Here is an 11,755-nt window from a genome sequence, read left to right on the forward strand (position 1 = left end):
ACTGGTCGGCGGTCGCAAGCACCCGGCCGTCGGCGAGCATCGGCTTGATGGCGTTGATGTTGTCGTAACCAACGACCTGCACCTTGCCCGCCTTGCCGGCCGCTCTCACCGCAGCCACCGCGCCGAGCGCCATGTTGTCGTTGCCGCACAGCAGCGCCTTGATGTTCGGGTTCGCGTTCAGGATCTGCGATGCCACCGCATTGCCCTTGTCGATTTCCCAGTCGCCGGATTGCAGCGCAACAACCTTCATGCCGCCTGTTTGCATCGCTTCCTTGAAGCCGGCTGTGCGTTGCTGCGCGTTGGTGGTGGTCGACACACCTTCGATAATGCCGACTTCATCGCCAGCCTTGAGCCGCTTGGCCAGATAATCGCCGACCAGCCTCGCGCCTTTCGCGTTGTCCGGGCCGACGAACGGCACGTTCAGGTCTTTCGACTTGAGCACATCCGGGTCCAGCCGGTTATCGATATTCACCACGATGATCCCTGCATCCACGGCCTTCTTGATGACCGGAACGAGCGCTTTCGAATCAGCCGGGGCGATCACGAGCGCATCGACCTTCGAGACGATCATCTGCTCGACAATGCGAATCTGGTTCGCGGTATCGGTTTCGTCCTTGATGCCGTTGGTGATCAGGTCAAACTGGCTCGAGTTATGTTTCTGATAGTCCTTGGCGCCGGTTTCCATGGTCAGGAAAAACTCGTTCGCCAGCGATTTCATCACGAGCGCGACCTTCGGCTTGTGCGCGGCTTGCGCGGCGGCACCTGTTGAATACAGCGACAACGGCAACGCGGCGCACGCGCCCAGTGCCAGCGCGACAGACAAGAAACGGCGGCGCAACGCGGGTTTGACACGTTTGTGATGTGCGTTCATGCGGCAAATCTCCTCGGTTCGTTTTGAGTTGTTGGATGTTAGTTATTGGATGAAACAGGATGGGCAGCGGGTGTGGGGTGTCGAGGCGTCGGGGTGGCGCAGCTAAGGATTGCCCCCGGTCGATTCGGTCGTCGTGCCGGGCGTCGGAACATGATTTCGTCGGATAGCCGGGATTGAACATCGCGCGAGATCCGTGTGCGCGCTTGCGTGTCTTCGGCCCCAAGCGACAAGCGCGCACGGTCCAGTGAGCGTGGACGTTCCCGCTGCCCACCGCAATTGCTGTCGGCCCTGATTTTTACGCAACACGGGATGCGGCGAGACTTCGCCCGCCGAGCCGCTAGTCAGCTTCCGTTTGCAAAATGTCGTGAAGTCTTGCCGTGAAGCTTTGCCACCGCCACCATGCCGGCGAGCGTTTACAGCTCATCGACGGACTCCCCTTTCACCTTCTTGTCGATGATCGACCGCGCGTATTCAATACCCGCCCGCGTCGCGTCGATGGGACTGTCGAACGGTTCCTGCTCCGGCACGCCGAACATCTCCGATTTCCCGCTCTCACCGCTGGCACTGCGTGAAATGTTGACGACGATATCGAAATGACGCGGGCCGTCGTCCGGCTCGTCGCGTTCTTTCCCGCGGCGCAACGCCTGGACGGTGATTTCGAAACCTTTGTAGTGATCGGATAAAGGATGGGACATACGCAACTCCTTTCAGCAGTAGACGACAGGATCGCACGGCTTTACAACGCTGCGCACGAAAGAGTGTAGGGAGAATCTGTGAATGCGCTTTGTCGAGGCGATGACACCATTCATGCAGATGTTGCGATGCTACAACGGAGGCTTTCCTTGCGGATGCGGGGGAGTGCGAGTCGTTGCAGGCCACGAAATCATTGAACTCATGGGTGGTTCAAGCAGGCTATGCCAGCACGCGAGAAAAATGAAAATTGTAAGCCTGTTGTGCAGAACCGTTGTCATCGGCGAAAGAAAGCTTACAAAACGTGTATCAACAGGAACCGGACCAGGGCAGACCGGTGTTAACCAGTCTGAATCGATTAATGCGGGCGTTTTTTGAATCATGCGGCCGCACTGTGCATATCGTTTATCCGTAGGTTCGAAACCGTACGGCATTTGTATGGCTTTTTGCCATAATGGCTTGCCTTGGTTTGCCTGCTTGGTTTTGCAAAACAACGGCGAACGCCGCAGCGGTATTAATACGTGCCTGACTTGCAACACCTCACCTCGTTTCACGTCATCCATCTAAAGGGAGAAAACGCATGAAGATCCGGGCAACCATCGCAGCGCTGACATTGGGCGCCGCTTTAAGTGTGACCTTCGCTGCAACGCCGGCGTTTGCCGAAAACAGCCAGCAATCGAAGATGACGACCTGCAATGCACAGGCTACGGGCAAGAAAGGCGATGACCGCAAGGCGTTCATGAAAGATTGCCTCTCGTCGACACCAGCAGCTGCAGCGCCGATGACCCAGCAGCAGAAAATGACGGCATGCAACAAATCGGCGACGGGCAAGAAAGGCGACGATCGGAAGGCCTTCATGAAGGACTGTCTCAGCAACAAGGGCTGAACCGGAGCGAGGTGACGCTCAATTGTTTGATGAAGCCGCGTGGTTTGAACACGCGGCTTTTTTCATGGCTTTCTCACCTATAAATCGCCGATAAACCCCGCGTAGGTGAAGTCCCGAACGCGGGAAAACCCCGCCCCGTCTTATTGCAGTGCAGCTACGGTCTTACTACGCGGCGCGCGTTTTATCTCATAAGATGACGCGAAGGCGGCCCACTAGAACAACTAATGCGCCATCGGTCCGCCACAGTCTAGCCGGCTTGCAGCACTGCAACGGACGGAGGCCCCAAGGATGGTATGGCGATATAAAAACCGCTGGTTCAGGCGGTGGCTGGTCGTGATTGTTTTTTGGGCGGTTCCCGTCATGATCGTGGCGGCCAACGAACTACGCGAGCAACTCGCGTACGATGCCCAGGATCTTGCTCATTCCCTTTCCACGTGGACGTTCACCGACGCGCAACGTGCCGCTCCCGCCGTTTCGCGCTGCCACGGTTCCCTCGACGAAGCGCGCGCAGCCGGCTGTCCGCCGGACGTAGTCGCAGCCAACGCTGCCAAGAACCAGGATGCGCAGCAGGAGTACTCGACTCGCCGTAGCGTGCTGTTCGGTTATCTATGGCACGCGTTTGTCGGCTACTGGGTCGTACCGGCAATCACGCTGTTTTTGCTCGGCGCGGTGATCGGTGTAATTCGACGCTCCCTGCGCCGGCCGCCCGCAAAAAACGACAAGGCGAAGCAAGCCAATGAATCCACTCGGATTGCGAAGCCATAAAAACGTCGCGTTTCAGCGCGCAGGCGACACCTCTGCAGGATCTTTTGCACTATCTCACGCAATTTTTCATTTTATTTTGACGGGTAACTTTGACCGGAATTCGACGAATTCGGACGAGCAGGCCCGCCGTTTGCGTCCTTGGGTTTTGTCTGTTGTGAGAGGCGAATGTTTCGCGCAAACAAGCGCTTTCTCGTGCGGGCGGCATTTCGGCCAGGCAGGTCAAAATTACCACATTGCATTTGCCTGACACGGCGCAAGCCAAGCGGGGTAAGGCTCCGCGAGATTTCAGGACATGTTGCTCACGGACGTGCTGTGTTATAAAACGCCATGTTGCAACACTCGTAGATGGGGTTTCCCAAAAAACCACGATGGAGAGAACGATGCAAAGACGAAACTTCATGATCAAATCGACCGCCGCACTTGCAATGGGTGGCTTAGCGCTAGCGGGTTGCACGACGACCTCGAATAAGGGCGCACAACAGACTGCCGGCGACGCGGACGCACGCCGTTCGATCGACGCGGACATCGACGCGACCATGCAACGCCTCTACGTCACCGCTCGCGGCTCGCGTGAGCTGGTTGGCAAGGCGCGCGGCGTGCTCGTGTTCCCGTCGGTGCTGGCGGCAGGCTTCATCGTCGGCGCGCAGTACGGCAAGGGTGCGCTGCGGGTGGGCGGCAGCTCGGTCGGCTACTACAGCACGACATCGGCGTCGATCGGCCTGCAAGCTGGCGCGCAATCGAAGGCGATCATCTTCCTGTTCATGACGCAGGACGCGCTCGATAAATTCCGCAATACCGATGGCTGGTCAGTCGGTGGCGATGCATCGGTCGCACTGGTCAAGATGGGCGCGAACGGCAATATCGATTCGGATACCGCAACGGCGCCGGTCGAAGTGTTCGTGCTGACGAATGCTGGCCTGATGGCGAACCTGTCGCTGGAAGGCACGAAGGTATCGCGCCTGAAGATCTGATCAGGACCTCCGGCCGGCACGAGCAGGCCTGAATCCTGAATCAAGCGCGCACGTTAAAACCGCCGCGCAGCATGACCGGAAGGTCGTGCTGCGCGGCGGTTTTCTTTTGGGCTTTTTTGGGCTTCGAACGCTGACGACGTGCTCTTCAGACGCGCTCTTCAGACGTGCCGTTTAGCTCGTTGCGCTATCGATCAGCTTGAGGCGTGAACGCCTTTGCGCGCGTACGACCGCTTGATAAGCATCAACATATTGCTGCGCCATACGATGCGACGTGAAGCGTTCTTCGAAGCGCTTGCGCACGCCTTCGCGCGACACCGTATGCAGCCGGTTCACAGCCGCCACGGCGCCAATCTCGTCCTCGACGATAAACCCCGTCACGCCCTCTTCCAGCACTTCCGGCACCGAGCCGCGATTGAACGCAATTACTGGCGTGCCGCACGCCATCGACTCGATCATGACCAGCCCGAAGGGTTCCGGCCAATCGATCGGGAACAGCAGCGCATGGGCGCCGGAGAGGAAATCGGCCTTCTGGTCATCGGCGATTTCGCCGATGAACTCCACGTACGGCAGCTCCATCAGCGGCGCGATTTCTCGTTCGTAATACTCACGGTCGGCTGCGTCCACCTTCGCCGCAATCTTGATTTTCATGCCGCAACGGCCGGCAATCCGGATGGCCGTATCGACGCGTTTTTCCGGCGATATCCGCCCAAGGAACGCCAGGTACGTCTGCTCAACCGGCTGCGGCATGTAGCGTTTTTCCGGCAACCCGTGATACACGGTCGTCAGCCATTTGGCCTGCGGCAACGGATGACGTTGCGCGTCCGAAATGGAGATGACCGGCGCGGTGTTGAACGTGTTGAAGATCGGCTGCTGTTCCGGCAAATCGAGCCGGCCATGCAGCGTGGTCACGAACGGCGTGTCCTGGCGTTTGAACAGCGAGAACGAGTAGTAATCCATGTGGAAATGCAGCACGTCGAAGTCGTCAGCGCGGCGCCGCACCATTTCCATCAGCAGCATATGCGGGGCAATCCGGTCGCGGATAGCCGGGTCCAGGCGCAACGCGCGTGGCCACACGGCTTCCAGCTTCGCCTTGGTTTGCGAGTCGCCGGAAGCGAACAGGGTCACGTCATGCCCGAGTTCAACCAGCGCCTCGGTAATATATGAAACAACCCGCTCAGTGCCGCCATACAGCTTGGGCGGCACTGATTCGGTCAACGGTGCTATTTGTGCAATTCTCATTGTTCGCGTCTCCACTCGGTCTTACGTCGCCGTGATGTTTAGTCGGTGATAGTGATCGGCACGGGCGCCGGACGTCCTCGCGCGCGAATTTGTAACGACGTTGAAACGACGTTGAAAGACTGGGCGCACGAGAACGACACCGTATTATTGGCTGTGGAAGCCTAAAAGTTGGCAAAACTTTCACTTTCACGACCCTGTTACAGTCGCGAAACACTCGGATTTTGTCGAATTCCTGCGTTTTTCAGGCCGAAATCACGCTGTTAGGCAGCGTTTTACATCGGCGCTGCCTGTGTTGTTATTTGTTACCCGCCGGGCGTTTGCTCAGCGGTTTGTTCAATTTCACGCCTCGCAGGTCGGCGAGAAACGAGTCGCGCCAGACGCCCAGGTCGTATTTGCGGAGCATCACCATGTTGGTTTCGTAGCGCTCGCGGCGTTCGGCGAGCGGCATGGAAAGCGCCCGCCCAATCGCCTCGCTCATGCCGACCATGTCGTGCGGATTCACCATCAGCGCGCCCTTCATTTCATCGGCGGCACCGGCGAACTGGGACAGCACGAGCACGCCGGGATCGTCCGGATTTTGCGCCGCGACATATTCCTTCGCGACCAGGTTCATGCCGTCGCGCAACGGCGTAACCAGCCCGATCTGCGACTCGCGAAACAGCGACATCAGCTTCCACCGGTCATAACGCTGATTCATGTAGCGGATCGGCGTGTAGTCGAGGCCCGAATAACGCCCATTGATACGTCCTGCTTCGTATTCCAGGTTATGGCGGATCTGCTGGTAGGTATCCACGTCCGAACGCGTGGGCGGTGCGATCTGCACCAGCGTGACATTGCCCCGCCATTCCGGCGATTTTTCGAGAAAATACTCGAACGCCTTGAAGCGTTCGACCAGTCCTTTCGAATAGTCCAGCCGGTCCACGCTCATGATGAGCTTGCGGCCTTCCAGGCTTTGCTTCAGGTCCATCACGTCCTGACGCGCTTCGCCACGCGTGGCCTGTTCGGCGATTTCATCCGGGAAGATGCCGATGCGATACACGCCCGTTTTCAGCTTGCGTCCGAACGCTTCCACTTCGCCGTCGGCCGTGGCAGTTCCGTGCGCGTGACGGACGATGTAATCGTGGAAAGCAGCCTGGTCGCCTGGCGTCTGGAAGCCCACTACGTCATAGCAGCACAGCGACTTGACCAGTTCTTCGTGCGGCGGAATGTTGAGCAGGATTTGTGGCGACGGAAACGGGATATGCAGGAAAAAGCCCATCCGGTTGGTGACGCCTTCCGAACGCAGCGCCTCGCCGAACGGGATCAGGTGATAGTCGTGGACCCAGATCACGTCATCGGGTTGCAGCAGCTTGATGGCGCGATGCGCGAGCCATGAATTGACCCGTCTGTATCCCGCGTATTCGTCGCGGTCGTAGACGGCCAGGTCGTTGCGATAATGGAAGACAGGCCATAAGGTCGCGTTCGAAAACCCCCGGTAATACTGGTCGTAATCCTTCTTCGGCAAGCCGACCGTGGCGAACGTGACCGCGCCGTCCTGTTCGAGTTTCGGTCCCTGGTTCGCCACGCTGTCGCTGACTACGTCACCGCTCCAGCCGAACCAGACACCGCCGCTGTCCTTCAGCGCGCCGAAGACGCCCACGGCGAGTCCGCCGGCCGAGCCTTTGGTTTCTGTCGGAGAGGCTACTCGGTTCGATACAACGACTAGGCGAGTCATTACTGGCTTCCTTTTTTAGCGATTCTGTTCAGGGTGTGTATTTTTTCATGGCCGCATGGATGAGCCCTATGCGAGCGTCGTGGCCCGTCGTGGCCATTTGTTTTTTGTCGACGATCTTCGTTCGGCTCCGGGTAAGTGCCTCAGTTCAATTTCATTGCCGCGTTTTCCGATGCCCCACGCGTGCTTCATGGCTCGGCTTCAAAGGCTGTGCTTCGTGGCCTCTCACTGTCGCTTAGTGTGAGCTTGTGAGCAATTTCATGCAGATGACCTTGCTTTAGCGACGCTCAGCGGGATTAGTTGCGCCGCCGCCGGGCGCACTCGGGGCGGTGCTCGCCGCCGAATTCGCCGATGCGTCCGGGCCGTGCCGCTCTCCCCGGCTCGCCACCGGATCGGCTTCCGTATTGGCCGTCCCGCGGGACACCGGCGGCCTGATCGTTCCGGCCGCGCCATTCTTGTCATCCGCGAGACTGCGCTCAAGCGGCGGGACAAAATCGACATGTTCCCCTTCCGGCGAAATATCCGCCCGCGTCCGCGGCAGGAACTGCGGATACGACGACTGCATGAAGTTCAGCAGGCCTTCGCGCACCCGGCATCGAAGATCCCAGTTCAAGCCGGAATCGAAGGAGCTGACGAGCACGCGCAGCTGCATCGACTTTTCGGTGGCGTCGGTGACTTGCAGCACCTGCACGCGCTTATCCCACTCCGGCGCGTTCTGCAAAATCCGCTCGAGCTCTTCGCGCATCGGCGCGAGCGGCATGCGGTAATCGACATAGAAAAACACCGTGCCAATGATCTGCGAACTGTTGCGCGTCCAGTTGGTAAACGGATTCTCGATAAACCATTGCAGCGGCACGATCAGGCGTCGCTGGTCCCAGATCCGGATGGATACATAGGTGCCGGTGATCTCCTCTACCCGTCCCCATTCGCCCTGGATCACGACGACATCGTCCAGCCGGATGGGTTGCGACAACGCGATCTGCAATCCGGCGATCAGGTTGCCCAGCACCGGCCGCGCAGCAATACCGGCGACCAGCCCCGCCACGCCCGCCGACGCCAGCAAGCTCGCGCCGACCTGCCGCACGGCGGGAAACGTCATCAACGCACCGCCGAAGCCGATGATCACGATCACCACCATCACCGAACGCGCCAGCACACGCGCCTGAGTGTGGATACGGCGCGCTTGCAGGTTGTCCTGGCTGTCGAGCGGATGAGCCTGCACCAGCGCTTCGGCCACCGCGCCCACTGAACGCACGGCAAGCCACGTCAGCGCGACAATCAGAAGCACGGTGAGCAGGTCGCGTAGCGCGGCGGCGAACGGCAGTGCATCGGGCGCTTCAACCAGCACGAATCCGAGGCCGAGAATGATCAGCAGCGCGAGCGCGGGTTTGTCGATAAAGCGCAATACCACGCTCATCAACGGGTACGGCCGCGCGATGCGCATCAGGATGCGAGCGCCCACGCGATGCACGCCGATCGCAAACAGTACGGAAAGGGCCGCCACGACAAGCGTGCCGGGCCAGGTATTGAGCGGAGCGGAAGCGATTCGCTCGAAGGAGTCGAAATCGAAGGATGAATTGAAGGAAGCGAGAGAGGTCATCGTCGTCGTGGGATCAGCCTTGGAAGGTGATACGAGGGGATACGACGGGAGTGTGCAAAACCCGATTGCGTCTGCGTGCGTATGGCGCGCAGTGACGTCAGTGACATCCGCGGCCGGCCGGGTTGACCCGTCAGCCGCGTGATGAGATGACTATTCTATTGCATTGCAGCATATGCCGCAGCCGGTCGGCCGGTGACCTGGCAGACGGCGGGCGGCCTCGATGAGCCGCCCGACGCGAATGTTGGCTTATTTTTCAGCTTTGCAGGGGAAAGCCTTGCCGAGCCCGAGCGACACCATGGTTGTGGCGTTGAAGTTGCCGCGCGTGGGATTGTCGGCGATGAACTTGCGTACCGCGTCCGTCAGCTCCTGCGGTTTGACATCGACTGGCAGGCAAAAATACTGGCCGATCTGCGGTCCCGATGTACCGCCAATGGCTTCAATCGTGTTGTAGATGCCGTCAGCGGCACCTTCTATATAAGCCGCACATGCGCTGCGTGAGGCTGTGTCCGTCTTGGTACAAAGCATGTTCAGATCGTTGCCCGTGAACGCGGCCGCGCTAAGCGGAAACGCGAGCACACTGGCCATGACAAAAACCCGCTGCATGATGGTCCTTTCTTATGTTGGCGGTTGCGGGCCGGCCTGGATGCGCAGGCGAAAACATCCTGTCTTGTTGGCCAAACCCGTCTTTTCAGTGAGCGCATCCGGACGCGCCGTTCATCGGCTTATCATTTCCGGACACACCCGCTGTTCCTCGTATATTCCTCACGCCGCGCGGCCGGGACCTGTTCTCAGTTAAACCAAAGTCAGGTGCTCGCCCGTGCGAGCGTCATTTTGCACTGTTTGCGCCGCTTTGCGGTGCTCCCGACGCGCCCGCTGCGCCCTGGTTTTGCATCGATGCCAGCCGTGCCGCCAGCCCTTCCGCCACATCTTTCTCGTGATACTGATTCGCGAAGTCCACCGCCGTCATGCCAATCTGGTTCTTCACCCGAAGATCAGCGCCTTCATCGAGCAACAGCTTGACTGTCGACAAATGGCCGCCGCGCGCCGCCATCATCAGCGGGGTCGTGCCGTTGGGCGAACCCGAGTCGATGTAAGCCGAATGGTCGAGCAGCACCTTGACCACGTCGTCATGACCGTTGGTCGCGGCGTAGTGCAGCGGCGTCCAGCCCTTCTTGTTCACTTCCGCGTCCTTCGCGATCAGCAGGTTCACGAAGGTGAGGTCGTCGTTGAGCGCGGCCAGCATCATCGCGTTTTCACCGGCGGGATCGAGCTTTTCAAGGTCGATGTTCGGGTTATCGGCGAGCAGCTTGCCTACCTTGTCCGACTTTTCCCTCGCCGCGATCACGAGCAACGGTGTGCCGGTGTCATCGACCAGATTGGGATCCACGCCCTGTGACAACAGCTTTTTAACGGCAGAGATGTCGTCGAACTTTACTGCCTTGATCATCGAGTCGGCAGGCGTGGCGAACGCCGGTTGCGCAATGGCCGCGGCCGTCAGCACCAGTCCCGTGACCAGGGTTCGCCATGTCTTACGCGACAGGGCGGATTGACCGGTGGAGGGGGTTGAATGGGTCGAAGCAGAAACCGTCGAAGATGTAAGCATGTGTTCCTTGGGGATTACTTAACGTTCTAATAACGAAATAATAAATCTGTCAGGCGAGCGATCGAGCGCGCCGCGGTGAAAAGACCCTGGCGGGCTTCAGTGCTCCACTGGCTGCGGCTGCGGGATCTTGAACAGCGTGAAAAAATTACGCGTGGTGGCTGCCGCCAGCGCGTCTTCGGGCATCTCACGTAATTGCGCGATGAAGCGTCCGACATAACTTACGTACGCAGGTTCATTCGATTTCCCACGATACGGCACCGGCGCCAGATACGGCGAGTCCGTTTCAATCAGCAAACGCTCAAGCGGCACGCGTTGCGCGACGTCCTGCACGTCTTTTGCGCTCTTGAACGTGACAATGCCCGACAGCGAAATGTAAAAATCCTGGCCGAGCGCCGCCTCGGCGACATGCCACGGTTCCGTGAAGCAATGCATCACGCCGCCCGGCACGCTCGCGCGTTCCTCAGCCATGATCCGCAGTGTGTCTTCCCACGACGAACGCGTGTGAATAATCAGCGGTTTCGCCGTCGCGTGCGCCGCCCGAATATGCGTGCGGAAGCGTTCGCGCTGCCATTCCATATCGGCGATGCTGCGGCCTTCCAGACGGTAATAATCCAGCCCCGTCTCGCCGATAGCCACGACTTTCGGATGCTGCGCCAGTTCCACGAGATCCGCCACGCTCGGTTCACGCGCGTCCTCGTGGTCCGGATGCACGCCGACCGATGCATAAATATGCTCGTTCTCCTCGGCGATCTTCAACACCGAAGGCAGCGTTTCCAGATCAACCGAGACGCACAGCGCATGCGTCACCTCCAACTCGCGCATTTTGTCGAGCACCTCGGGCAGACGATCGGCCAGGCCTTCGAAATTGATGTGGCAATGCGAATCGACGAACATGGAGATTCCGTTAGAGCGGGATTGGGTTGGGCGGCGAGCCAGGGATCATTCGATATGCGTCAGCCGAATAGATCAGCCGAGCCGCCGGCCGAGGATCACAAGGTCTCGCTCAACGCCGTCCAGCACTGCGACGCGCGGTAGCGTGCCCCACGTCTGGAATTCGAAGCGCTGGAACAGGCGCAGGCTTGCTTCGTTGTGACCGAAGATGAAGCCCAGCAGCGTGTCGATACCTAACGCCGGCGCACGTTCCACCGCCACTTGCAGCAACTGCTTGCCCAGTCCCTTGCCACGCGCGCTTTCGGCGAGATAGATGCTGACTTCAGCCGTTCGCAGATAAGCCGGACGGCCGTAAAAGTCGGAGAAACTCAGCCACGCGATGATCTCGCCGTTTTCTTCAACCACCCATAGCGGACGTGCCTTCGGGCCATGCGCATGAAACCACGCAAGTCGGCTTTCGACCGAGACCGGTTCCAGGTCAGCAGTGACAAGGCGCGAGGGCACGGTGGAATTGTAGATGGCCACGAT

General features: G+C 59.3%; 13 protein-coding genes. 4 read left to right on the top strand and 9 right to left on the bottom strand.

The window, feature by feature from the left end; genetic code table 11:
• Both JWR14_RS30675 and JWR14_RS30680 read right to left on the bottom strand, forming a co-directional pair.
• Positions 1-871: sugar ABC transporter substrate-binding protein (locus tag JWR14_RS30675; protein ID WP_299716921.1), on the bottom strand; the 871-nt coding region annotated here is incomplete at its 3' end.
• 413 nt (positions 872-1,284) lie between these two features.
• Complete coding sequence (locus JWR14_RS30680) at positions 1,285-1,566, bottom strand: hypothetical protein (RefSeq protein WP_299716923.1); 282 nt, start codon at positions 1,564-1,566, stop codon at positions 1,285-1,287.
• Between the two features lie 82 nt (positions 1,567-1,648).
• On the opposite strand from JWR14_RS30680, the gene JWR14_RS30685 reads away from it, so the two are divergent.
• From JWR14_RS30685 to JWR14_RS30700, 4 genes are all read left to right on the top strand, one after another.
• Positions 1,649-1,939 (top strand): hypothetical protein, encoded by a 291-nt coding sequence (locus tag JWR14_RS30685; RefSeq protein WP_299716925.1) that lies wholly within the window; start codon positions 1,649-1,651, stop codon positions 1,937-1,939.
• Positions 1,940-2,141: 202 nt separating this feature from the next.
• Positions 2,142-2,447 (top strand): PsiF family protein, encoded by a 306-nt coding sequence (locus tag JWR14_RS30690; RefSeq protein ID WP_299716927.1) that lies wholly within the window; start codon positions 2,142-2,144, stop codon positions 2,445-2,447.
• Between the two features lie 288 nt (positions 2,448-2,735).
• A complete protein-coding gene (locus tag JWR14_RS30695; protein WP_299716929.1) occupies positions 2,736-3,212 on the top strand; it encodes a hypothetical protein in 477 nt (158 codons plus the stop codon).
• 380 nt (positions 3,213-3,592) lie between these two features.
• Entirely contained in the window at positions 3,593-4,183 is a 591-nt protein-coding gene (locus tag JWR14_RS30700) for a YSC84-related protein (protein ID WP_299716931.1), read from the top strand.
• Positions 4,184-4,354: 171 nt separating this feature from the next.
• On the opposite strand, the gene JWR14_RS30705 is transcribed toward JWR14_RS30700, so the two are convergent.
• The 7 genes from JWR14_RS30705 to JWR14_RS30735 form a co-directional block, all read right to left on the bottom strand.
• On the bottom strand, positions 4,355-5,422 hold the full coding sequence (locus tag JWR14_RS30705) for a glycosyltransferase family 4 protein (RefSeq protein ID WP_299716933.1): 1,068 nt from the start codon (positions 5,420-5,422) through the stop codon (positions 4,355-4,357).
• A gap of 295 nt (positions 5,423-5,717) precedes the next feature.
• On the bottom strand, positions 5,718-7,136 hold the full coding sequence (gene otsA, locus JWR14_RS30710) for an alpha,alpha-trehalose-phosphate synthase (UDP-forming) (RefSeq protein WP_299716935.1): 1,419 nt from the start codon (positions 7,134-7,136) through the stop codon (positions 5,718-5,720).
• Between the two features lie 274 nt (positions 7,137-7,410).
• Positions 7,411-8,733 (bottom strand): mechanosensitive ion channel domain-containing protein, encoded by a 1,323-nt coding sequence (locus tag JWR14_RS30715; protein ID WP_299716937.1) that lies wholly within the window; start codon positions 8,731-8,733, stop codon positions 7,411-7,413.
• 246 nt (positions 8,734-8,979) lie between these two features.
• The gene (locus JWR14_RS30720) at positions 8,980-9,336 is read right to left on the bottom strand and encodes a Rap1a/Tai family immunity protein (protein ID WP_031359334.1); all 357 of its coding nucleotides are present in this window, start codon (positions 9,334-9,336) and stop codon (positions 8,980-8,982) included.
• Between the two features lie 223 nt (positions 9,337-9,559).
• Positions 9,560-10,336, bottom strand: a complete 777-nt coding sequence (locus JWR14_RS30725; RefSeq protein WP_299716943.1) for an ankyrin repeat domain-containing protein — start codon at positions 10,334-10,336, stop codon at positions 9,560-9,562.
• Between the two features lie 96 nt (positions 10,337-10,432).
• Positions 10,433-11,230 carry a TatD family hydrolase gene (locus JWR14_RS30730; protein WP_299716945.1) on the bottom strand — a complete coding sequence of 266 codons (798 nt, stop codon included), beginning with the start codon at positions 11,228-11,230 and terminating at the stop codon, positions 10,433-10,435.
• Positions 11,231-11,302: 72 nt separating this feature from the next.
• Positions 11,303-11,755: GNAT family N-acetyltransferase (locus tag JWR14_RS30735; RefSeq protein WP_299716947.1), on the bottom strand; the 453-nt coding region annotated here is incomplete at its 5' end.

Source organism: Caballeronia sp., from assembly GCF_028292365.1.
Taxonomy (GTDB): Bacteria; Pseudomonadota; Gammaproteobacteria; order Burkholderiales; family Burkholderiaceae; genus Caballeronia.